The sequence below is a fragment of the Halalkalibacter sp. APA_J-10(15) genome (genome assembly GCF_023017105.1).
Classification (GTDB): Bacteria; Bacillota; Bacilli; order Bacillales; family Bacillaceae_D; genus Halalkalibacter.
This window is the reverse complement of sequence record NZ_JALKEV010000028.1, coordinates 1-21,075: the sequence shown is the minus strand read 5'-3', so window position 1 is coordinate 21,075 and position 21,075 is coordinate 1. Positions and strand designations below refer to the sequence as shown.

Annotated in this window: 24 protein-coding genes, 11 tRNA genes and 1 rRNA gene; 33 read left to right on the top strand and 3 right to left on the bottom strand. The window is 39.3% G+C overall.

The features are described from left to right. Positions 1 to 310 precede the first annotated feature (310 nt). From MW695_RS21485 to MW695_RS21470, 4 genes are all read left to right on the top strand, one after another. A complete protein-coding gene (locus MW695_RS21485; protein ID WP_247107517.1) occupies positions 311 to 1,123 on the top strand; it encodes a uroporphyrinogen-III synthase in 813 nt (270 codons plus the stop codon). 309 nt (positions 1,124 to 1,432) lie between these two features. Next, positions 1,433 to 2,146, top strand: coding sequence for a 5-oxoprolinase subunit PxpB (gene pxpB / locus MW695_RS21480; protein WP_247107516.1), 714 nt, complete (start codon positions 1,433 to 1,435; stop codon positions 2,144 to 2,146). Then, positions 2,136 to 3,137 (top strand): 5-oxoprolinase subunit C family protein, encoded by a 1,002-nt coding sequence (locus tag MW695_RS21475; protein ID WP_247107515.1) that lies wholly within the window; start codon positions 2,136 to 2,138, stop codon positions 3,135 to 3,137. Before pxpB ends, MW695_RS21475 begins: the two co-directional genes overlap by 11 nt. Positions 3,138 to 3,140: 3 nt before the next feature. Continuing rightward, a complete protein-coding gene (locus MW695_RS21470) occupies positions 3,141 to 3,911 on the top strand; it encodes a 5-oxoprolinase subunit PxpA (protein ID WP_247107514.1) in 771 nt (256 codons plus the stop codon). 426 nt (positions 3,912 to 4,337) lie between these two features. On the opposite strand, the gene mgtE is transcribed toward MW695_RS21470, so the two are convergent. Further along, positions 4,338 to 5,705 carry a magnesium transporter gene (gene mgtE, locus MW695_RS21465; protein ID WP_247107513.1) on the bottom strand — a complete coding sequence of 456 codons (1,368 nt, stop codon included), beginning with the start codon at positions 5,703 to 5,705 and terminating at the stop codon, positions 4,338 to 4,340. 198 nt (positions 5,706 to 5,903) lie between these two features. Here mgtE and MW695_RS21460 point away from each other — a divergent pair, with 198 nt between their 5' ends. Further along, positions 5,904 to 6,239, top strand: a complete 336-nt coding sequence (locus MW695_RS21460) for a DUF2325 domain-containing protein (protein WP_247107512.1) — start codon at positions 5,904 to 5,906, stop codon at positions 6,237 to 6,239. Between the two features lie 6 nt (positions 6,240 to 6,245). Continuing rightward, positions 6,246 to 6,764 (top strand): hypothetical protein, encoded by a 519-nt coding sequence (locus tag MW695_RS21455; protein ID WP_247107511.1) that lies wholly within the window; start codon positions 6,246 to 6,248, stop codon positions 6,762 to 6,764. A 46-nt stretch (positions 6,765 to 6,810) separates the two neighbouring features. Here MW695_RS21455 and MW695_RS21450 read toward each other — a convergent pair whose 3' ends face one another. Further along, positions 6,811 to 7,557: a rhomboid family intramembrane serine protease gene (locus MW695_RS21450; protein WP_247107510.1), complete on the bottom strand. Its 747-nt coding sequence runs from the start codon at positions 7,555 to 7,557 to the stop codon at positions 6,811 to 6,813. A gap of 108 nt (positions 7,558 to 7,665) precedes the next feature. Here MW695_RS21450 and acpS point away from each other — a divergent pair, with 108 nt between their 5' ends. The 14 genes from acpS (at position 7,666) to MW695_RS21380 (ending at position 18,742) form a co-directional block, all read left to right on the top strand. Further along, positions 7,666 to 8,022: a holo-ACP synthase gene (gene acpS, locus MW695_RS21445; protein ID WP_247107509.1), complete on the top strand. Its 357-nt coding sequence runs from the start codon at positions 7,666 to 7,668 to the stop codon at positions 8,020 to 8,022. 206 nt (positions 8,023 to 8,228) lie between these two features. After that, positions 8,229 to 9,242, top strand: coding sequence for a LolA family protein (locus tag MW695_RS21440; RefSeq protein WP_247107508.1), 1,014 nt, complete (start codon positions 8,229 to 8,231; stop codon positions 9,240 to 9,242). Between the two features lie 211 nt (positions 9,243 to 9,453). Next, complete coding sequence (alr, locus tag MW695_RS21435) at positions 9,454 to 10,599, top strand: alanine racemase (protein WP_247107507.1); 1,146 nt, start codon at positions 9,454 to 9,456, stop codon at positions 10,597 to 10,599. 100 nt (positions 10,600 to 10,699) lie between these two features. Further along, positions 10,700 to 10,984: a CopG family ribbon-helix-helix protein gene (locus MW695_RS21430; RefSeq protein WP_035339893.1), complete on the top strand. Its 285-nt coding sequence runs from the start codon at positions 10,700 to 10,702 to the stop codon at positions 10,982 to 10,984. Positions 10,985 to 10,987: 3 nt separating this feature from the next. After that, a complete protein-coding gene (locus tag MW695_RS21425; protein ID WP_035339895.1) occupies positions 10,988 to 11,338 on the top strand; it encodes a type II toxin-antitoxin system PemK/MazF family toxin in 351 nt (116 codons plus the stop codon). 206 nt (positions 11,339 to 11,544) lie between these two features. Then, complete coding sequence (locus MW695_RS21420; protein WP_247107506.1) at positions 11,545 to 12,363, top strand: RsbT co-antagonist protein RsbRA; 819 nt, start codon at positions 11,545 to 11,547, stop codon at positions 12,361 to 12,363. 17 nt (positions 12,364 to 12,380) lie between these two features. After that, positions 12,381 to 12,737, top strand: a complete 357-nt coding sequence (locus MW695_RS21415) for an STAS domain-containing protein (protein WP_247107505.1) — start codon at positions 12,381 to 12,383, stop codon at positions 12,735 to 12,737. Positions 12,738 to 12,739: 2 nt separating this feature from the next. Further along, positions 12,740 to 13,156: an anti-sigma regulatory factor gene (locus MW695_RS21410; RefSeq protein ID WP_247107504.1), complete on the top strand. Its 417-nt coding sequence runs from the start codon at positions 12,740 to 12,742 to the stop codon at positions 13,154 to 13,156. A gap of 27 nt (positions 13,157 to 13,183) precedes the next feature. Next, on the top strand, positions 13,184 to 14,197 hold the full coding sequence (locus MW695_RS21405) for a PP2C family protein-serine/threonine phosphatase (RefSeq protein WP_247107503.1): 1,014 nt from the start codon (positions 13,184 to 13,186) through the stop codon (positions 14,195 to 14,197). A gap of 65 nt (positions 14,198 to 14,262) precedes the next feature. After that, positions 14,263 to 14,586: an STAS domain-containing protein gene (locus tag MW695_RS21400; RefSeq protein ID WP_035339904.1), complete on the top strand. Its 324-nt coding sequence runs from the start codon at positions 14,263 to 14,265 to the stop codon at positions 14,584 to 14,586. Then, entirely contained in the window at positions 14,587 to 15,072 is a 486-nt protein-coding gene (rsbW, locus tag MW695_RS21395; protein WP_247107502.1) for an anti-sigma B factor RsbW, read from the top strand. Continuing rightward, positions 15,035 to 15,820, top strand: coding sequence for an RNA polymerase sigma factor SigB (gene sigB, locus MW695_RS21390; protein WP_247107501.1), 786 nt, complete (start codon positions 15,035 to 15,037; stop codon positions 15,818 to 15,820). The genes rsbW and sigB overlap by 38 nt, the downstream gene beginning before the upstream one ends. After that, positions 15,820 to 16,422: a SpoIIE family protein phosphatase gene (locus tag MW695_RS21385; protein ID WP_247107500.1), complete on the top strand. Its 603-nt coding sequence runs from the start codon at positions 15,820 to 15,822 to the stop codon at positions 16,420 to 16,422. Before sigB ends, MW695_RS21385 begins: the two co-directional genes overlap by 1 nt. A 148-nt stretch (positions 16,423 to 16,570) precedes the next feature. Next, the gene (locus MW695_RS21380) at positions 16,571 to 18,742 is read left to right on the top strand and encodes a Tex family protein (protein ID WP_274169716.1); all 2,172 of its coding nucleotides are present in this window, start codon (positions 16,571 to 16,573) and stop codon (positions 18,740 to 18,742) included. 48 nt (positions 18,743 to 18,790) lie between these two features. Here MW695_RS21380 and cmpA read toward each other — a convergent pair whose 3' ends face one another. Continuing rightward, positions 18,791 to 18,922 (bottom strand): cortex morphogenetic protein CmpA, encoded by a 132-nt coding sequence (gene cmpA, locus MW695_RS21375; protein ID WP_247107499.1) that lies wholly within the window; start codon positions 18,920 to 18,922, stop codon positions 18,791 to 18,793. A 56-nt stretch (positions 18,923 to 18,978) separates the two neighbouring features. On the opposite strand from cmpA, the gene MW695_RS21370 reads away from it, so the two are divergent. The 13 genes from MW695_RS21370 to MW695_RS21310 all read left to right on the top strand — a co-directional run. Beyond that, complete coding sequence (locus MW695_RS21370; protein ID WP_247107498.1) at positions 18,979 to 19,473, top strand: SprT family protein; 495 nt, start codon at positions 18,979 to 18,981, stop codon at positions 19,471 to 19,473. A gap of 124 nt (positions 19,474 to 19,597) precedes the next feature. Beyond that, positions 19,598 to 19,672: transfer RNA gene (locus tag MW695_RS21365), tRNA-Asn, on the top strand. A gap of 1 nt (position 19,673) precedes the next feature. Next, positions 19,674 to 19,764: transfer RNA gene (locus MW695_RS21360), tRNA-Ser, on the top strand. A gap of 6 nt (positions 19,765 to 19,770) precedes the next feature. Next, positions 19,771 to 19,842 (top strand) — tRNA-Glu (locus MW695_RS21355). Between the two features lie 32 nt (positions 19,843 to 19,874). Beyond that, a tRNA-Val gene (locus tag MW695_RS21350) sits at positions 19,875 to 19,950 on the top strand. 5 nt (positions 19,951 to 19,955) lie between these two features. Continuing rightward, positions 19,956 to 20,032, top strand: a tRNA-Asp gene (locus MW695_RS21345). Positions 20,033 to 20,040: 8 nt separating this feature from the next. Further along, positions 20,041 to 20,122, top strand: a tRNA-Leu gene (locus MW695_RS21340). Between the two features lie 30 nt (positions 20,123 to 20,152). Then, positions 20,153 to 20,239, top strand: a tRNA-Leu gene (locus MW695_RS21335). A gap of 36 nt (positions 20,240 to 20,275) precedes the next feature. After that, positions 20,276 to 20,352, top strand: a tRNA-Arg gene (locus MW695_RS21330). Positions 20,353 to 20,358: 6 nt separating this feature from the next. Next, a tRNA-Pro gene (locus tag MW695_RS21325) sits at positions 20,359 to 20,435 on the top strand. Positions 20,436 to 20,509: 74 nt separating this feature from the next. Continuing rightward, positions 20,510 to 20,583 (top strand) — tRNA-Gly (locus tag MW695_RS21320). A gap of 42 nt (positions 20,584 to 20,625) precedes the next feature. Then, a tRNA-Ile gene (locus MW695_RS21315) sits at positions 20,626 to 20,702 on the top strand. A gap of 177 nt (positions 20,703 to 20,879) precedes the next feature. Further along, positions 20,880 to 21,075 (top strand): 16S ribosomal RNA (locus MW695_RS21310); the annotation flags it as partial.

Below are 21,075 nucleotides of genomic sequence, written 5' to 3'. Positions count from 1 at the left end.
CATTTAAAGATAAGTAATAGAAGTGAACGGTTGACGGTCAGTTTAGAGTCCCCTTTAGGGGGCAGTCAGTAAAGTGCCCTTATAGGGCGAAATTAAAACCGCCGGTTCTACCGGCGGATAGTTACTTAAGAGATAGTCTTGGAAGTCAAGTGTATTTGAATGTCTTATGGCTATGTGAAACAAGAAAGGTTGCATCTTGAATTTTATGTTGAAATATTTCCAATTAAATAAACGTTTAATTAAATTCGTTAAAGTTGCTATATGCTTTAGGTTATAATAGGATCAACAGCAATTGGAGAGGATGATTTCATTGAAAAAGGGTTTATCAGGCAAGAAGGTCGTATTGGCTGCTTCGCGGAAAACAGAAGAAATGAGTGTACTAGTAGAAAAGCAAGGCGGAGTTCCTCTTGTACGTTCATTACAGGGAACTGTTTTTCAAGCTGATGATGAAGTGAAGCCTATCCTAAAGGAAACTATTCAACAAGGGTTTGATTGGGCGATTTTCACAACGGGTATAGGTACACAAGCACTTATCGATATTGCAGAAGAACTTTCATTGAAAGAAGATTTTATGATTCAGCTTAATAAGGCAAATGTGGCAACAAGAGGCTACAAAACATTTGCTGTATTATCGAAACTAGGATTGAAGCCTGATGTGAAAGATGAAGACGGTACGGTTGCTGGACTCATTGAACAATTAAACGGTATACCATTTGCTGGAAAGCGAGTGCTTGTCCAGCTACATGGAGAAAATGTGCCAAGTCTAATTGAGTTCTTGCAAAAAGATGGGGCTACTGTAATTGAAATGCTACCCTATCAACATGTTCAACCTGAAAAGGAGACACTAGATCGATTGGTAACAGAACTTAAGAAAGGAGAGATAGATGCAATTTGTTTCACATCTGCGATCCAAGTTCGCTCTTTCTTTCATTATTTGCATGAAAATCAGTACGCAAATTGGCTTGTAGCGACATTAAATGAGAAGGTTATCGCAGTTGCTGTCGGAAAAGTGACGGCTGAGGCTTTGGAAGAGGAAGGTGTTACTCGAATTGTATATCCAGAATTTGAGAGGATGGGTGCAATGATTTTAGAATTATCTCGATATGTAGAAAAAAAGGGTTAAAGGACATCGAAAAAGTTAAAAACCAAACTTTTTTCAGTTTAAGATAGCTTTTCAGTGGTATTGTCTTAGGAGGTGTAGGAACTTCTAAGACTATTTTCAAAAGGTAAAAAAGTATAAAATTCTTAGACGTTTCATCTAGGAGGGAAGTAGCTTGATTCGCAGGAGTCGTTGCCTCGCTCGTTACACGCATTTATGTAAAACCGCATTTTCATAAACGCTCAACCCTTTGCAACGGCTCAGAACAACGGAATTAAGAAAAGACTGCTCGTCAGTTTTTCTTATATTTGTAATAATGGGGAGGGGAACGGAATGAAAGCCTCGTTATACACATCAATTGAAAAAGTACACGAGTCAGCAGTGTTAATTAAGGTAGGATCGACATTAAACCAAGAAACTCATGCAAAGGCGAAAGCGGTAACATCATTAATAGAAGCTAATTCCTTTGAATGGCTTATCGAAGTTGTACCGTCATATACATGTGTTATGGTCTATGTAAATCCTTTGAACGTCGTATTAGAAAGCCCATTGGACTTCATTATTCAAGAAATAAAGCGATGTTTACAGGGGAAATTAAGTCGACAAACAAAGGGAAGATTAGTCAAAATCCCTGTCGTTTATGGTGGAGAGTCTGGACTAGATTTAGTTGAGTTAGCGGATTATCATAAGCTAACACCTGCTGAAGTGATCTCACTTCATTCAGATCGCATATATACGGTTTATATGATTGGCTTCACTCCGGGTTTTCCATATTTAGGAAAGCTTGATCAGAGGCTTGCCACACCACGAAAAGATCAACCGCGGTTAAGGATTGCTCCCGGTTCTGTGGCAATTGGGGGAACCCAAACGGGGATTTATCCAATCGAATCTCCTGGTGGTTGGCACATAATTGGCCGAACTCCTAGGACGTTATTTCATAGCGAAAGAAATCCAGTCACATTATTACAATTAGGTGATCATGTTCAATTTGTACCAATTGATGAAAGTCAAATTTGGTTAGATGAGGAGGGTGAATATGACCATTGAAATTGTGAAGGCTGGTCTTTTGACAACTGTTCAGGATACTGGAAGATTTGGATTTCAAAAAGCGGGAGTTAGTATAGGAGGCGCAATGGACATAAATGCTATACAAATAGCTAATGTCCTTGTAGGTAACGATGAGAATGAGGCTGCTTTGGAAGTAACAATGACTGGACCAACTATGCAGTTTCATGAGACGACAATGTTCGCCATCACCGGTGGAGACCTTTCTCCGAAATTAAATGGAACTCATGTCCCTTTAAATCGGCCGATTCTGGCGAAAAGAGGAGATGAACTTTCCTTTCATCAAATCAAAGATGGCTGTCGCTCTTACATTGCCTTTGCGGGAGGGTTGCAAATAAAGAAGGTTATGAATAGCTACAGTACATATTTAAGAGCTGGAATTGGAGGGCTTAATGGACGACCTTTAAAAAAAGGAGACCGCTTAATATGTAAACAACGGAATAGACGATCTGAAGGTCTTTATACGTTACTCACTAGTCAGAAACGAATGGTTGCACAATGGAGCGTCTCATCTCACTTGTGCAATAATACTAATTCGAATTGTATTCGCGTGATTCGTGGAAGACATTATGACTCATTTTCGCTAGAAAGTGTCCAGCTCCTATGGAATAGCTCATACACAGTCACGACTGAAGCGGATCGTATGGGTTATCGTCTTAATGGAAGTCCTTTAACATTAAAAAAACAACAGCAAATGTTATCAGAGCCTGTATCATTTGGTACGATTCAAGTACCTGGAGATGGAATGCCGATTATATTAATGGCTGATAGTCAAACGGTTGGTGGATATCCTATTATTGGGCAGGTAGCAGCGGTTGATCGATCAAAAATCGCTCAAATGAAAGCAGGCGATTTGCTTCTTTTTGAAGAGATTGACATGAATTCAGCTGGCTATTTATTTAGAAAAAGACAAGCAAATTTAGAGAAGCTAAAAGCAAGCATTTATGCAAAATGGGTAGGAGGGGGGGAGTAGGAAGTGTTAACAGTTGATTTGAACGGCGATATAGGTGAGAGCTTTGGTGTTTATAAAATTGGGAATGATCGTTTATTAATGAAAGAAGTGACATCTGTAAATATTGCATGTGGTTACCATGCAGGAGACCATAATACGATGGCGCAAACGGTTAAGCTGGCTGCTGAGCAAGGTTTAGAAATTGGTGCGCATCCTGGTTATCAAGATTTGATCGGTTTTGGACGACGATCGATTCAAACGACACCTGAGGATATCTATCATATGATTGTGTATCAAGTGAGTGCACTTAAGGGGTTTTGTCAGTTGTTTCATGTGCCATTAAAGCATGTAAAGCCACATGGAGCGTTGTATAATGAAGCTGCGATTAATCGGGGAGTTGCAGATGCGATTGCACAAGCAGTCGTAGATTGTGATTCTTCGCTCATTTTATACGGTCTTGCAGGAAGTGAATTGATAGCAGCTGGTCGAGCTAAGAATTTGAAAGTTGCAAATGAAGTATTCGCTGATCGTACGTATCAAGACAATGGGACACTTACCCCTCGTCACTTCGGTGAAAGAGCAATTATTCATGATGAGGAAGTGGCGGTAGCGCAAGTATTGACGATATTGAAGGGGAATAGAGTTCAGTCAATTGATGGTAATTGGGTATCAATGGAAGCGGACACGGTCTGTATACATGGTGATAATGAACAGGCCGTACAGCTTGGAAGGCGGTTGCGATATGTGCTAGAGCAAGAGGGGATTACTGTTTCTCCACTAAGCAATAAAAGTTGATAAATAGTCAATCTTACGTAGCGTAAAATGCTGTATAATCGTTTTAAGGAAATTGAAAAGGTGATTTTTATGAAACTATCGAATAAAAAGCTTTTTGCAATAATTGCGGGTCTGACCGTTTTATATGGTATTTTGTATTGGACATTAGGCGGCTATTTTGTCAATTAGTGAGAAGAAAAGAAAAGCGGCTCCTTTAAAGACAAATTAAAAGGAGTATGAACAGAAGGCACTGAAAAAGTTCAGTGCCTTTAATTTGAGTAGCAATGGCTTCAATCGTTGCTCGCTTTTGCCCCAGCTTTTTTCTTTTTTAAAGATATAAATCTCTACATTAACCTAAAGATGGCTATATGGTGAAGAGACATTCTCTCTGTACCGACAAAACTTTTAATCCTTTTACATATTTCCAGGGAAATGTATGACGTCTATTTATAAACCGACAAGCTTATGTAAGAACGCCGTCGCAATACCAAAATAAATCATCAATGAGAAAATATCATTTAATGTAGTAATTAAAGGGCCGGATGCTACCGCCGGGTCTACTCCGAATCGATACAATAATAGAGGAATGATTGTTCCTGCTAATGTTCCGACGATCAGCGTCACAAGTAATGAAGCACCGACAACAAGACCTAAGTAAATGTTCTGATCCTGCCAAAGAAAAGCGATTAGAGATATAAGCACACCGCAAGCGACCCCAATAATAATACCGACACGAAGCTCACGTAAGATAAGTTTAAATGTTGTTTTTCGGTCGACGTTTGTCGTCACAATCCCACGAACGACGACGGCTAGTGATTGAGTTCCTGTGTTTCCAGTCATTCCGGCAATCATTGGCATAAAGAAAATAAGTGCTACTACTTGTTCAAGTGTTGCTTCAAAACCACTAATAATGCTTCCGGAAACAAGACCAATAAATAATAACAATACAAGCCAAGGTAATCGCCGTACTGCAGCAGTTGTAGCCTTTGTATGGAAATCGATATCTTTACCGGAAGCAGATAACTTCTCAATATCTTCGTTCGCTTCTTTAATAAATACATCAATGGCGTCATCGACGGTAATGATACCTAATAATTTATTTCGGTTATCTACCACTGGAACAGCGATGAAATCATAGCGTTCAATCGTTTGGGCAACTTCTTCTTGATCATCATCTACATGAACAGATACTACACGATTGAACATTAAATCCTCAATGACTTCGTGCATATCAGCGATAAGTAAATCTCGATAAGAAACAACTCCAACTAACTGCTTTTCTTCATTAATCACATATAAGTAATAGATGTTCTCGGAAAAATGGGCATATTCCTTTAGTTTATCGACAGCTTGTCTTACCGTCTGGTCGGCATGTATCCAGACAAATTGATTGGTCATTAGTCCACCAGCAGTATCAGCAGGATAACTCATTAAAGACTGTATGTGTTGTGAATCCTCTTTTTTCATCACATCAAGGAATTCTTGGATTTTGTCAATTGATAGTTCATTTAATAAATCAGCAAGGTCATCATTGTCCATTAAGTCCATAACTTTAGAGGAACGTTCTATACCGAGCTTATGTAAAATCTCAACCTGCATGTCATGGTCTAATTCTTGAATAAGATCGGCAATTTGATCAGGTGTAAGAAACGTAATAAATTTATGATGGTGCTTCTCAGGTAAACCTTTATATAATTGAGCGACATCATATGGATGGAGCTCATCAAGTATTTGTTGGAATGCACTTTTTTTAGCCTCTTTTAAATACTTTATGATCAATACAAGTAATTGATCCTCTGTCATATTTGCTACCATATAGCATCAGCACCTCCTTTAGTATATACTAACTTTACAAGAAAATGGAGTGATTGACTAGCTATTAATATAACCTATTAAATGAGAATATATATTCTAACTGTTCCTAAAAATATCGTGAAGGTGTTGACAATGAGAAGCTATATCAATTAATATTATGATAATGATAATTGTTATCAATTGAAAGGGGAGGGTGAAATGTCTTCATTATTAATAGTAGGTGCAGATCGTCTTGGTTCGATTCCGAAGAAACTTGAACAGCTAGGGTTTGATGAAATCATTCATTTAAGTGGACGCAAAGTGCAGATGGTGAAAAGAAGAATTCCAGCTCATGTTGATTTGATACTTGTGCTGACGGACTTTATTAACCATAATTTATCAAGTGTGCTAAAGAAAAAAGCAAGTGAGCAAGAAATTCCAATCTGTTATGCTAAACGGTCATGGTGTTCGATCTATCAAGCGATTGGTGATTGTGAAAGCCAATGCGCGTATAAAAATGAATGTGCTCACTATCAGCAAAAAGGTAGGAGATGAACACCGATGAGATCGCATGCGACATACGGAAAATTGATTAAGAACCCTTTCATGAACAGTGAAGGAAGCATACATAATCAGATAAGTTGGCACAATAAGGTTCAGTCTAGTGTGAACCGTATTGTATTTCATTGCTCGAGCACTTCGGTTACGACGTTTGAGTTTTTGAAAAAAGTATCAGTAGAATGGGAAGACTTGAAAAAGTCCACATTTTATTCTGAAAGGCACTTTTATCTGGTGCTCGTACCATTAACGGATCATTTATTAAAATGGTTTTTAGTAAATAAAATGAGTGCTGAGTTGAAAAAGATTGATAGTGAAACAATGCTTTTTATTGAGGGTAGTCAAGAGACATCATCTTTTGCTATTCAAAAAATGATGGTTGGCGTGACGGAACCCGTCTTTGAGGAATTTTGTATTTTTGTTAGTATTTATTGTAAATATAAATTTGGTCGTAAGCCTACGGTAATTGAAGTATATGATTTGTTACACGAAAAGAAATTTATATGGAGAGAGTGGAGGTAGGATGATACAGGTTCTAAATCGACCATCCTACTTCTTTTTAATGATCTTAGAAAAGACGTGAGAAAATACCGATTATAATAAGTACAGCTAAAGCGATCCAAGCGATTCGAATCATTAATTGTTTTTTCTTTGCTCGTTGCTGCCACCTGTTTGGATTAAAGACAGGCTCACTAGGCTCTGTGTGCGTTGCTCTTTGCATGTAATAAGGCTTCACTCCGACTAAGAAGAGAGGAGCGATAGCTGCACCTGAAATTAAGCCGAATAAGTGGGCGAGTATATTAATATTTGAATAAGCAAAAGTCATAATCAGTCCAATAATTAGTATCGTCACCACAATCTGTCCGCTGTTACGATCCATTAAATCTTTACGGTTAAGGACGATGTATAAATAGAGTCCAAGTAACCCGTATATAGCACCTGATGCACCTAAGTGCTGGTAAAAAGGTTGTTCCAAAAAGAAGGTCGCTATATTAGCTATGATGCCCGTTAATAAGTAAAAAATGAGGAATTTAACGGAGCCTAGCATTTTCTCAGCGGCTGGTCCGAAAATAACTAATGAAAATGTGTTGAATATAACATGTGATAGCCCCAAATGTAAAAAGATTGGTGTGACAAGTCGCCAATACTCCCCGTTTGCGACAGCTAAATTAAAACCTACTCCAAAGTATTGAATCGATTGTCCAAAAGGTAAAAAATTCATCCAAATAAATAAAATTAAGTGTATGGCTGCTAGCGTTGTAATGACTGGATAGTTCTTTCTAAAAGAGTAGAAGCTCTCATGACGAATAAACATAACTCATCTCCTTTCTATTTGCTATTATAGCAGAGAATCGGCATAATTCCTTACTATAGACTATGTGAATGGATGGTGAACATTCATAAAGTGGAAATGAGGGAAACGATGATTAAAGGAATTGGGATTGATATTGTTGAAATAGAACGAATCGAAGAAATAGTCAATCGAAAGTCTAAGTTTGCTACGAAAATTTTAACTGAAAAAGAGCATTACTATTATCAAACGCTAAAAGACAGGCGACAGTTAGAATTTTTAGCTGGCCGCTTTGCGGCGAAGGAAGCATTTGTTAAAGCGGCCGGAACTGGCATTTCGAAGCAATATAGCTGGCATGACATAACGATTATGAGTGAAGAATCAGGTAAACCTGTAATGGAAGTAGAGGGAGTAGAGGCTCGCCTTCATCTTTCTATTTCACATAGCCGTTCCTACGCGATTGCTCAGGTTATTATTGAAAGCTTGTAAAGCTAGTCTGCATATTGCCTAAGGTTGTCTCATATAGTTGTAGTGCGAATAGAAGAGGAGAGTCATTCAGCGTCTAATCATCGACAATAGTGCAGTATCTACACAGTGCATTCCCAGTCATGCACATTATGGTAGACGAAAAGCAGCAAGTAATGACGTGATGAATGCATTTGATCTTCTTTCAAATGAGACAAAGGGGTGAAGGCATGAGAAAAGTAGTGTGGTTTGTTACAACAGGCTTGTTACTCGCCATAATTCTTGCAGGTTGTGGTGAAAAAACACAGGAAGACATTATGACAGATTTAGAAAAGAAACATTCTGATATGACTGGGTATAAGTTGGAAGCAACAATGACTTTGGAAACTGGACAGGAGCAGCAACAATACGGAGTTGAGGTTTGGCATCAATCAGACAGTCAGTATCGAGTAGCTTTAGAAAATGAGAACAAGGATCAAAGTCAAATTATTTTACGAAATGATGATGGAGTGTTTGTGTTAACGCCCGCCTTGAATAAAAGCTTCCGTTTCCAAAGTGATTGGCCGACAAACGGTAGTCAAGTTTATTTATACGAATCGCTTATTCAAGATATTTTAATGGACCCAGAGCGTTCCTTCCAGGCGGATGAGGATCATTATGTATTCCAAACGAATACGAATTATCAAAATAAAAATTTGCATACGCAGGAAATTAAGTTGAACAAGAAAGATTTAGAACCGGTTGAAGTAAAGGTGATGAACACTGATCTAGAGGTGTTGGTTACGTTGCAATTTACGAGCTTTGAGTGGAATGCCTCCTTTAATGATGGCGATTTTGATACAGAGAGAAATATGAATGGAGCGCAAATGGGTGATGAACCTGCGATGGCTGAACCAACTGAATCGATGGCTGTTCACTATCCTTTATTTACACCAGATGGCACACAGTTAGCTTCCTCCAAGAGTATTGGAACAGAAGGTGAGGAACGAGTTGTTTTAGAATATAGTGGAGAAAAGCCGTTTACGATTATTCAGGAACAGAGTCGAGTCGTCCCAGCTTCTACCCCAATGAATATGAGTGGTCAAGGAGAGCCAGTTGACCTCGGCTTTACAATTGGTGTGATGACAAATGAATCCTTGACTTGGACATACAATGGTGTTGATTTCTTTATGGCATCTGAACATTTGGAGGCAGATGATATGATCGCAATTGCGAGCTCTGTTTATGGGACGGAAGAAAAGTAAGGATTGAGACTCGGCGGAATGCTGAGTCTCTTTTTTAAAAAAGAGAGGATTGTTATGAACGAATGTTAATGCTGATTGTTTCATGAAAGGGATAAGACCATTTTGTCATTAAATAAAGGTTTGATTGTAATGTAATTATAGAATTATGGTAAAATAGAGAGACTAGACATTTGTTTAGATATGAGTGGAGTTTTTATTGGAGGATCATAGGATGAGTAAGGAATTTTATAGAGATACATGGGCAGAAATCGATCTTCGCGCTATTCGTCATAATATGAAGTCGGTCTGTAATCTCTATCATAATCTTGGACGAGATGTAGAGGTTATGGCAGTTGTGAAGGCGAATGGGTACGGTCATGGGGCTATTGAAGTGGCAAAAGCAGTACTTGAGAGTGGGGCAGCATATTTGGCTGTTGCTTTATTAGATGAAGCAATTGAATTAAGGGATGCCGGGATTGGAGCACCAATTCTCGTAATGGGACGTATTAGACCTGAGGATGTGGCAATTGCGATTCGTTATCGAATCACCGTTACGGTCTTTCAAATAGAATGGTTGTATGAGGCAGAGCATTATATTGATGCTGATGCTGATCAGAAATTATTCATTCATATAAAAGTGGATACTGGTATGGGACGGATTGGTGTGCGTTTAAAGTCTGAACTCCTTCCGATCGTTTCGTTTATTTCAAAACACACGAACATGGAATTAGAAGGGATATTCACCCACTTTGCAACTGCAGATGAAATAAATACCGACTATTATGAAACGCAACATAAGCGTTTTCTCAATGTGTTAACATGGATGAAGGAGCTGGGTGTCCATATACCCCTTATTCATAGTGGTAATAGTGCAGCGGGAATGCGCTTTCCGGATCATACATTTAACATGTTCAGATTTGGTATATCTTTATATGGATTAACACCATCATTAGAAATACAAGGAGAACTACCTATCGAATTAAAGCCAGCATTTATGCTTAAAAGTCGATTAACGCATGTTAAAAAGCTTCCTGCAGGCGAAGCAATAAGTTATGGGGCGACCTATCAAACAGAAGCGGACGAATGGATTGGGACCATACCAATTGGTTATGCAGATGGCTGGATTAGAAAGAATAGTACAAACAGTGGGGAAGTGCTTGTGAATGGGGAGCGTGTCCCTTTAGTTGGACGTATATGCATGGATCAATGTATGATTCATCTTAAAGAGTCAATTGAGGTTGGAACTGTTGTGACATTAATTGGTCAAGACCATAATGCGTCCATTTCAGTTGATGAAGTTGCCGAAAGGCTTGAGACAATTAATTATGAAATTGTTTGTATGATTGGTATGCGAGTTCCAAGAGTTTATATAAATTAATTTGAATTGACTTTGCAAATGGTATTGGCAAATGGTATGATTAATTTTGGAGATAAATAGGCTATAAGCTAGTTCGTGTAATGGTGGATGCTGGGGGTGGATGTTTGTGTCAGAGCAGAGTACAGAGCGGATTGTTATTAATTTGCCACAACATTTGTTGAACGAGGTGGACGGTATGATCAAGCAAGAGAATGTCGATCGTAGTGAGTTTATTTCACAAGCAACTAAGATGTACCTTCGTGAGCGGAAGAAACGTCAAATCCGTGAGACGATGCAGCAAGGTTATATGGAAATGGCGAAGATTAACTTAAATATCGCTTCAGAATCTTTTCTTGCCGAGGAGGAAGCAGAGAATACCCTCGATCGCTTAGTGAGCGGGGTGTAGCCTTTGATGGTCAAACGAGGTGATGTATATTTTGCTGATCTTTCTCCTGTTGTAGGATCTGAGCAAGGAGGGGTTAGGCCTGTCCTTATTATCCAAAATGATATTGGAAATCGTTTTAGTCCTACGGTGATCGTAGCAGCGATTACAGCACAAATTCAAAAGGCGAAGCTACCGACACATGTTGAAATTAATGCAAAGCGTTATGGATTTGATCGAGATTCGGTTATCTTGCTTGAACAAATACGTACAATTGATAAACAACGATTAACAGATAAGATTACGCATCTAGATGATGATATGATGAATCGAGTCAATGAAGCCTTGTTCATCAGTTTAGGCCTTATTGATTTTTAAATCGAACGGCAAGCTCCGCTATGCGGGGTTTTTTTGCGTAATCATACCTTATAAATTCTATAAATCCTAAATGTGGACTTATAAGTAATTACCCGGAAATGAGATAAGTAAAACGAATGTAACAAAAATGTAAAACGCAAAAATCTTTGCAACGAAACCGGTCTCATGAAATAATATGATTATTGAAATGAGAGGGGAATGGATGTATGCAACCTTATTTAGTATCGTTTGTTTCAAGAAAGCGTGAAGAAATACTTGAAAAGTGGGATGGACAATTAAAGGCGATAAGAGAGGAGAATTATTTAGATTCTATCTCAGATTCAGTCTATGAAAATACAAATCAAACGTTTATGAATTACATCGTGAGTATGGTTAACTTGGGTTCAGCAGAAGCGAAGGTGAAAATTAGCGAGTTGGCTGATGAATACATACAGAGCGGTTGGCCGTTAGCGTATTTCACACAAGGGTTACAAGCGTTTCGTAGAGTCATTATTGATGTGTACTCTTCTAATAGTGCTAATATGGAAGAATTTATGGATGTCTTTTATGAGCTTGAAGAATGGACTAGTGGGATCATAAATCAATTGGTCTCTGATTACAGCGGTTCGTGGGAAAATATCTTCGAAATGCAAAAGCTATCTTTGTTAGAATTATCGGCACCGCTTATCCCTGTATTTGAAGGGGTAACCGTTATGCCGTTAATCGGAACGATTGATACAGCACGGGCAAAGCTTATTATGGAAAACTTATTAGAAGGGGTTATTGAGCATCGTTCTCAGGTTGTTCTAATCGATATTACGGGAGTACCGGTAGTAGATACAATGGTTGCTCATCATGTTATTCAAGCGTCTGAGGCAGTTCGTTTAGTAGGTTCAACCTGTATCCTAGTTGGAATACGACCAGAGATTGCTCAAACGATTGTCAACCTTGGTATAGACCTTAGTGAGTTTCCTACTAAGAGTACATTGAAGAAGGGAATAGAAACGGCGTTCGAGCTCGTTAATAAAAAAGTAGTCGACCTTTAAAAAGGAGGACAGAATCTATGAGAATACCAATATTAAAATTAAGTCATTATTTATTAGTAAGTGTTCAAGTTGAGTTAGATGACCAAACTGCGCTGCAGTTTCAGGAGGACTTATTAAATAAAATTCATAATGAAGGCTCATTAGGAGTGGTCATTGATTTAACTTCTGTTGATATGATTGACTCATTTATCGCGAAAGTGTTAGGTGATGTTGTTGATATGTCTGGTTTAATGGGGGCTAAGGTTGTTTTGACCGGAATACAACCAGCTGTTGCTATAACCCTAATTGATATGGGGATAAAGTTGCAAAATGTAAAAACAGCGTTGGATTTAGAGCAAGGTCTTGAAAAACTCCAACTAGAATTGGAGGAGTGAAGATGAACGAACAACCTTGTGTAGAAGTGAAAAATGAGTGGGGAATTGTTGCGGCTCGGCAAGCTGGCCGGACATTATCCAAAGAAATTGGTTTTGGTAGTGTGGACCAAGCTCGAATCACAACAGCGATCTCAGAGTTAGCTCGTAACATATATTTATATGCGAAGCGTGGAGAAATTTGCATTCAAAAAGTTGAAAAGAAGAGTCAGGTTGCTAAGAAGTATGGGATTCGTGTAATTGCTAGAGATAGAGGTCCCGGAATTCCAGATGTACGTCAGGTGATGACGGATGGTTTTACGACTTCTGGAGGAATGGGTGCCGGATTACCTGGTGTTAAGCGTCTGATGGACGAGTTTACGATTGATTCAAATGAAGGTGAAGGTACAACGATTACAACTATTAAATGGTTAATACAATGATGAAATAAAGGTGACAGGGGGAGTAAAGTGGACAAGAAGGTAACTAGCTTAGAGCAAGAATATTTGCAGATCCTTCAAACATTTCTTCATCAAAAGAGTGAGAAAGGTCTCTATCAAGCACAACAGTTTAGTAAACGTCTTTTAGAGGAGCAAGTATCACCTGAAGAATTTGTTAGTGTTCATCGATCGGTTTTAGTTGAGCTGTTTCCTAATGTGCAAGGCGAGATGCTAGATTCATTTGACCTGTTACTAGAAGTAATGATGGGATATGGTTTGGCATACCGTGAGCATCAAAGCTTAAGGGATCGACAGCTAGAGCTAGAATCTGAAATTGATGTCGCTGCGAGTATGCAGCAAACACTACTACCAGAGCGAGTACCGCAAACAAGCTCACTTGATATAGGTGTTATTAGTGTTGCTGCTAATAAGATGAGTGGTGATTATTATCATTTTATACAAGAGGAGAATAATAGAGTTGGAGTAGCAATCGCTGATATTATTGGTAAAGGTGTGCCGGCAGCATTATGTATGTCAATGATTAAATATGCTATGGATAGTTTATCGCGGCTCAATCAGCAGCCTGGTGTGATGCTTGAAAATGTGAACCGTGTTGTTGAACAAAATATAAGTGATAATATGTTTATTACGATGATGTACGGATCTTATGATATAAATAAGCATTTATTTTATTATGCGAGTGCAGGACATGAGCCAGGCTTCTTTTATAATGCGAATAATGATGCATTCGAAGAGTTGTATGCAAAAGGGATGGTTCTTGGTTTAGCAAGTGGGACGGCATATAAAGAATACGAAAAGTCTTTAAATGTCGGTGACTTTGTTGTACTGCTTTCAGATGGAGTAACAGAATCAAGAAATCAAGATCGCTTCATTGAAAGGGAGGAAATTGTGACTCTACTTCGACAAACTATGCATGCATCCGCACAAGAGATGGTTCAGCATGTGTATGAAGAAATGTCTAAATGGCAAGAGTATGAGCTCAAAGATGATTTTACGATGATTATTTTAAAAAGAAATGTTTAAGTAATAGTAAGTGGTGGTATGGAGAAACTATATAAGGTATATAAGGGAAAGGGAGTTATGAAACGATGAACCTATCCGTACGATTTGAAAAAAAAGAAAATGAACATAATGTATTTCTTACAGGAGAAATCGATGCTTATACTGCACCTAAATTAAAGGAATCTTTAGCTCCGTTGGCACAATACCATGACCAAGACATCATTATTGATTTATCAGACGTTGAATATATTGATAGTACTGGTTTAGGAATATTTATTGGTGTGTTTAAGGCGATGCATAATCATAACGGTCATTTAAAGCTTGTTGGTTTATCTGAACGAATTCACCGACTATTTTCAATAACGGGACTAGACGAAGTAATGACTATTGAAAAGAAGGAGCGAGTGTAAATGAGTCAGCATGAGTGTGATCAAATAACAATGTCGTTACCTGCAAAGCCCGAATATGTGGGGGTGGTCCGTCTAACTGTGTCAGGTATTGCCAACCGTATCGGTTTTTCATATGACGAAATTGAAGATATGAAAATTGCCGTTGCTGAGGCATGTACGAATGTAGTGACACATGCTTATGAAGAAGAAGGGAAGATGAATGTATCCTTTTCGGTACAGCCTGACCGATTAGAGGTTGCTGTTGCGGATAAAGGCCAAAGCTTTAATTTATCTGATTTAAAAGACCACTTAAGGCCAGTTGATTCAGATCAACCAGTTGCAGATTTGAAGGAAGGTGGACTTGGCTTGTTCCTTATTAACACATTAATGGATAAAGTAGAAATTAGTAATCAAACAGGAGTCATTTTAGTTATGACTAAGTTTCTTCACAGAGATGAGGTGGAGCAACATGTCGACCGAATCAATACAACGCAACCAGGGCAATGATGATGTATATAGGTGGATTGATCAATATCAGCAAACTGGAGATCGAGATCTCCAGTTGAAGATTGTTGAGCACTATAAAGGGCTTGTACATTCATTATCAAGAAAGTTTTCCAGAGGTAAGGACCATGAAGAGGATCTTTTTCAAGTAGGTATGGTTGGATTGTTGGCAGCTTTGCGGCGCTTTGATGGGGAATTTGGCAAGAGCTTTGAGTCTTTTGCAGTTCCGACTATTGTCGGTGAAATTAAACGGTTTATTCGTGATAAGACTTGGAGTGTGCATGTTCCACGGCGCATTAAGGAATTGGGTCCGAAAATAAAAAATGCCGTAGAAGAATTGACAACAGAATATCAGCGATCGCCTCTTGTTCATGAAATTGCTGAACACCTAGGTGTCTCAGAAGAGGATGTACTTGAAACGATGGAGATGAGCCAAAGTTATCAGGCATTATCAGTAGATCGTACGTTAGAAGCCGATCAAGAAGGTGGAGAAACGACGTTGCTTGATTTAATAGGCGAAGAAGAGTCTGGTTTTGAAAAAGCTGATCGAAGGATGATGCTCGAGAATGCATTGAAAGTATTAAGTGAGAGAGAGCGGCAAATCATCTACTTGACGTATTATGAGCATCTTAGTCAGAAAGAAACTGGTGAGCGACTTGGTATATCTCAAATGCATGTGTCTCGCTTACAACGTAAAGCATTGAATAGATTAAAGGAATCGATCAACATCGAAGCGTCGGAGATCTTATAATGATTAACCATTATACAGATGGAAAAACAGTGGTTGTAGCATTAGAAAAATCAAAGCCAGGGAAATCTTGTTGTGGAGATGTACATACGGTTCTACATACAGATGAATATATGCTATGTACAGTAATTGATGGTTTAGGTAGCGGTGAAGGCGCTAGAAGGTCTGCCAACATTGTTATGGACGCAATTGTCCGTTATCACGATCATCCCGTTGATGTTATAGCAGAAAAAGGTAACAAGGACTTGTTATTTGAGCGCGGTGCGGTTTTGACAATTATTAAGATTCACTACGAAAAAAGAGAAATATCCTATTGTAATTACGGTAATATTGGTTTTATGTTATGTTTGCCAGACGGGAAGCTCATTCAACCTATTCCGAAGAGAGGTTATTTATCTGGTAGGAAAAGTACGTTCAATATACATTACTTTCCATTTGAGAAAGATAGTGTGTTTTGCTTGTATTCAGATGGAGTGAGTTCACCTTTTAATAAGGAGCAACTGTTGTCGATAAGAGAATTGGAAGATATTATTCCTTATTTGAACTATAGTACAGAGCAAATAAATGATGATGTGACGGTTCTTGTCGGGAGAATAACTGAGTAGTGTGTATGCTTGTTAGCTAGCTTAAGCTAATGAGCTTTTTTCTTCGTGTAAATATAAAACTCATATGACCTTTCGTGATGGAGGTTAAAGCTTGAAAATCATCAGTTGTGATATGATATGGATAATATATGTATAAAGAGGTGCTTCTATGAATGAAGAAAAGAAAATGCAAATAATTGCTAAATTAGCTCAGGAATCAAATACTAAAGAACAATATGTGACTCAGCTCATTGAGTTAGTAGGAGAAGGAAATACGGTTCCTTTTATCGCGCGTTACCGAAAAGAGATGACAGGTGGGCTTGATGAGGTTCAAATTCGTGACATTGTTGAGAAATGGGAATATGAGAATCAATTATTGAAAAGGCAAGAAGAGGTAGTGCGCTTAATTGAAGAGCAAGGGAAGTTAACGGATGAATTACGTGTACAAATTGAATCAGCAAAAAAGCTGCAAGAAATAGAGGATTTATATCGACCGTATAAGCAAAAGCGTCGTACTAGAGCGACGGTAGCGAAAGAAAAAGGGTTAGAACCATTTGCGGAGTGGTTGTTTTCCTTGCCGAAATCAGGTGACATAGAAAGTGAATCGAACGCCTACATAAACGAAGAAAAAGAAGTGACGACGATTGAAGAAGTTATACAAGGCGCACAAGACATTATAGCAGAATGGGTGTCTGATGATGCTGACTTGAGGAAGTGGATTCGTCATCGAGGTTTTTCTGAAGGGAAAATCCAAGCGTCTGTGAAAGATCAATCTCTTGATGAGAAAAGTGTATTTGAAATGTACTATGAATACGATGAAGCGATAAGAGCGATCGTACCACACCGTATTTTGGCGATGAATCGTGGAGAGAAGGAAGGGATTCTGCGGGTGTCATTGCTCTTTCCTAATGAACGGGTGCTCCAACAAATGAAAAGGAAGTTTATCACTCAGCATTCGTTCGTAGAAAATCTGGTCTCAGATGCAATTGAAGATGCATATAAACGTTTAATAACCCCTTCCATTGAACGAGAAATTCGAAATGAGCTCACAGAAAAGGCTGAGGCACAAGCGATCCATATTTTTTCCGAGAATTTAAGGCATTTATTGTTGCAGCCACCAATGAAGGATAAGGTTGTACTAGGGGTTGATCCAGCTTATCGTACAGGTTGTAAGTTGGCTGTCGTAGATCATACAGGAAAAGTGCTGGATATAGCAGTTGTCTATCCTACTCCACCGAGAAATGAAGTAGAGAAAGCGTCGGCTGTCGTAAAAGAGTTAATTGAGAAGCATTCGGTAACTATGGTTGCGATAGGAAATGGAACGGCATCAAGGGAAACAGAACAGTTTGTCGCTGATACGATGAAAGAGATCGACCGTGAAATCTATTATCTTATTGTTAATGAAGCGGGTGCGAGTGTTTATTCGGCATCGGACTTAGGGAGAGAGGAATTTCCACATCTGAAAGTTGAAGAAAGAAGTGCAGTATCAATTGCGCGAAGACTACAAGATCCTCTAGCAGAACTAGTGAAGATTGATCCGAAGTCGGTGGGTGTTGGTCAATATCAACATGATGTCTCGCAAAAGAGTTTGTCTGAATCTTTGACATTCGTTGTTGAAACGGTTGTTAACCAAGTGGGTGTTAATGTGAATACAGCATCGGTTGCTCTTTTACAATATGTAGCAGGACTTTCGAAGTCTGTAGCGACAAACATTATTAAACAGCGTGAAGAGCAGGGGAGATTTACGGATCGGAAGCAGTTAAAGAAAGTTCCGCGTCTAGGTGCGAAGACGTATGAGCAAGCGATCGGTTTTCTGCGTATTATTGATGGGACACAGCCGTTAGATGCTACGGCTATTCACCCAGAGAGTTATAAGGAAGCTCAAGAGTTGCTTATGCGAGTCGGCGCTAAGGCTGATGATATTGGTAGTGAAAAAGTGAAGCTTAATTTGCAAAATATTGATTTGAAACAGGCTACCCAAGAGATGGGGATTGGTGTTCCCACTTTGCGTGATATTGTTGAATCACTTATTCGACCTGCGCGTGATCCGCGTGATGAAGTTGCTAAGCCTTTACTGAAGCAAGGTGTTTTGCAAATGGAGGATTTAATGGCAGGCATGGAATTGCAAGGAACTGTTCGAAATGTTGTTGATTTTGGTGCTTTTGTTGACATAGGTGTGAAGCAGGATGGATTAGTACATATTTCGAAGTTGACAAATCGCTTTGTGAAACATCCATTAGAGGTTGTATCAGTAGGAGAAATTGTAACGGTTTGGGTTGATCAAGTAGATATTGGGAAGGGAAGGATTGCTTTAACAATGAAAGAACCTGACAAGCAATGATTGTAATAGGGAAAGCCTGTCTAGATCGAGGCAGGCTTTTTCATATGGTCATAGGCTTGACTTGATGGATGTACGTATTTTTTCTTTGTAATAAAACCAACATTGATTTAAAATCTTTATTTGAGTACGATCTTTGCGTAAATAGGCTCGCCTTAATTGTTGTCTCAGCCAGTTAGGCATGAGGATCAACTCCTTAGCATCTCGGTTTTTATTAGTATATGTCAGGGAGGTTGTCAATGTTGAAAGGTAGTGGAAATATGGATAAGCATATGAAGTGGTTAAATGAAAACAGCCTCCAAAAATTAGTAGAAGAAATATCGTTAACGTACTTTAATAGGCCGTTCCAGCATCGTGCATTGTATAATAATAGGCTTCGTACAACAGGAGGAAGGTATTTGTTGCATTCTCATCATATTGAAATTAATCCTAAACAAGTTCTACATTTCGGTTATGAAGGACTTGTCGGTATTATTAAGCATGAGCTTTGCCACTATCATTTACATATAGAAGGCAAAGGATACAAGCATCAAGACTGTGAATTCAAAAGCTTAATGAAAAAGGTTGGGGCCCCGCGCTATTGTGATATGATTCCAGGGATGAAGAGAGAACACAAAGCTACGCATGTTTATCAATGTCTAGGTTGTTCTTTGGAATTTGTTAGGAAAAGAAGGATTGATACGTCCAAATTCGTCTGTGGGAAATGCCGAGGGAAATTGCAAAAAAAATCTTGAAATAGTATTGATAGATGAAGTTGTATTATGATATATTATAGAAGTCGCTGAAATAAGTGCTTTTTTAGTTGATATGTTAAAGGTGACTGTTTATAATACTTTAAGTCGACATTCGTTGATATATTCCACAGTAGCTCAGTGGTAGAGCTATCGGCTGTTAACCGATCGGTCGTAGGTTCGAATCCTACCTGTGGAGCCATGGAGAAGTACCCAAGTGGCTGAAGGGGCGCCCCTGCTAAGGGTGTAGGTCGTTTGCGCGGCGCGAGGGTTCAAATCCCTCCTTCTCCGCCATTTTTTGGCCCGTTGGTCAAGCGGTTAAGACACCGCCCTTTCACGGCGGTAACACGGGTTCGAATCCCGTACGGGTCATATTTTCATAGTGAAGTTTAGAATTCTTATATGGAGGATTAGCTCAGCTGGGAGAGCACCTGCCTTACAAGCAGGGGGTCGGCGGTTCGATCCCGTCATCCTCCACCATTAGTGGTCCGGTAGTTCAGTTGGTTAGAATGCCTGCCTGTCACGCAGGAGGTCGCGGGTTCGAGTCCCGTCCGGACCGCCACTAATTTCGCGGGTGTGGCGGAATTGGCAGACGCGCTAGACTTAGGATCTAGTGTCTTATGACGTGGGGGTTCGACTCCCTTCACCCGCACTTGGAAGTTAAAAGAATAATGGTGTTAATGCGGTTGTGGCGGAATGGCAGACGCGCTAGGTTGAGGGCCTAGTGGGGGTTGACCCCGTGGAGGTTCGAGTCCTCTCAACCGCACCAATTTAATAACCATTGGATATACTAAGAATTTTACGTGCGCCCTTAGCTCAGCTGGATAGAGTGTTTGGCTTCGAACCAAAAGGTCGGGAGTTCGAATCTCTCAGGGCGTGCCATATTATCGGGAAGTAGCTCAGCTTGGTAGAGCACTTGGTTTGGGACCAAGGGGTCGCAGGTTCAAATCCTGTCTTCCCGACCATGAAAAAAAGGTTGCTATTTTTGTATAAATAGTGTATTATAAGATTTGTCGTCATTATTAGTTTGTTATAATTTGCGGGTGTAGTTTAGTGGTAAAACCTCAGCCTTCCAAGCTGATGTCGTGAGTTCGATTCTCATCACCCGCTCCAATAATCAAATATTGGTTAGGTGCTTTTTTTATGCCTTTTTTAGGGCCTGTAGCTCAGCTGGTTAGAGCGCACGCCTGATAAGCGTGAGGTCGGTGGTTCGAGTCCACTCAGGCCCACCAAAAAAACACTTGACTATAATTGAATGAGGATTTAAACTTAAAAAGTCGCTTTAGGGCGATGAGGAAAAGTTCTTTGAAAACTGAACAAAAGCCAAGCGAAAAAGAGACAATTGTTGCGTGAGCAACAAGGAATCTCGTCAATGTTTTATGAAGTATATGAGCTAATTCAACTCAACTTTTATGGAGAGTTTGATCCTGGCTCAGGACGAACGCTGGCGGCGTGCCTAATACATGCAAGTCGAGCGAACTTTAGGGAGAACTTGTTCTCCTTTGAAGTTAGCGGCGAACGGGTGAGTAACACGTGGGCAACCTGCCCTGTAGATTGGGATAACATCGAGAAATCGGTGCTAATACCGGATGATAGCGTTTATGC

Coding starts and splice junctions, on each gene's coding strand:
- pxpB (WP_247107516.1), top strand. CDS start 1,433: ATGAAAGCCTCGTTATACACATCAATTGAAAAAGTACACGAGTCAGCA.
- MW695_RS21475 (WP_247107515.1), top strand. CDS start 2,136: ATGACCATTGAAATTGTGAAGGCTGGTCTTTTGACAACTGTTCAGGAT.
- mgtE (WP_247107513.1), bottom strand. CDS start 5,705: ATGGTAGCAAATATGACAGAGGATCAATTACTTGTATTGATCATAAAG.
- MW695_RS21460 (WP_247107512.1), top strand. CDS start 5,904: ATGTCTTCATTATTAATAGTAGGTGCAGATCGTCTTGGTTCGATTCCG.
- MW695_RS21455 (WP_247107511.1), top strand. CDS start 6,246: ATGAGATCGCATGCGACATACGGAAAATTGATTAAGAACCCTTTCATG.
- MW695_RS21450 (WP_247107510.1), bottom strand. CDS start 7,557: ATGTTTATTCGTCATGAGAGCTTCTACTCTTTTAGAAAGAACTATCCA.
- acpS (WP_247107509.1), top strand. CDS start 7,666: ATGATTAAAGGAATTGGGATTGATATTGTTGAAATAGAACGAATCGAA.
- MW695_RS21440 (WP_247107508.1), top strand. CDS start 8,229: ATGAGAAAAGTAGTGTGGTTTGTTACAACAGGCTTGTTACTCGCCATA.
- alr (WP_247107507.1), top strand. CDS start 9,454: ATGAGTAAGGAATTTTATAGAGATACATGGGCAGAAATCGATCTTCGC.
- MW695_RS21430 (WP_035339893.1), top strand. CDS start 10,700: ATGTTTGTGTCAGAGCAGAGTACAGAGCGGATTGTTATTAATTTGCCA.
- MW695_RS21420 (WP_247107506.1), top strand. CDS start 11,545: ATGCAACCTTATTTAGTATCGTTTGTTTCAAGAAAGCGTGAAGAAATA.
- MW695_RS21415 (WP_247107505.1), top strand. CDS start 12,381: ATGAGAATACCAATATTAAAATTAAGTCATTATTTATTAGTAAGTGTT.
- MW695_RS21410 (WP_247107504.1), top strand. CDS start 12,740: ATGAACGAACAACCTTGTGTAGAAGTGAAAAATGAGTGGGGAATTGTT.
- MW695_RS21400 (WP_035339904.1), top strand. CDS start 14,263: ATGAACCTATCCGTACGATTTGAAAAAAAAGAAAATGAACATAATGTA.
- rsbW (WP_247107502.1), top strand. CDS start 14,587: ATGAGTCAGCATGAGTGTGATCAAATAACAATGTCGTTACCTGCAAAG.
- sigB (WP_247107501.1), top strand. CDS start 15,035: ATGTCGACCGAATCAATACAACGCAACCAGGGCAATGATGATGTATAT.
- MW695_RS21385 (WP_247107500.1), top strand. CDS start 15,820: ATGATTAACCATTATACAGATGGAAAAACAGTGGTTGTAGCATTAGAA.
- MW695_RS21380 (WP_274169716.1), top strand. CDS start 16,571: ATGAATGAAGAAAAGAAAATGCAAATAATTGCTAAATTAGCTCAGGAA.
- cmpA (WP_247107499.1), bottom strand. CDS start 18,922: ATGCCTAACTGGCTGAGACAACAATTAAGGCGAGCCTATTTACGCAAA.
- MW695_RS21370 (WP_247107498.1), top strand. CDS start 18,979: ATGTTGAAAGGTAGTGGAAATATGGATAAGCATATGAAGTGGTTAAAT.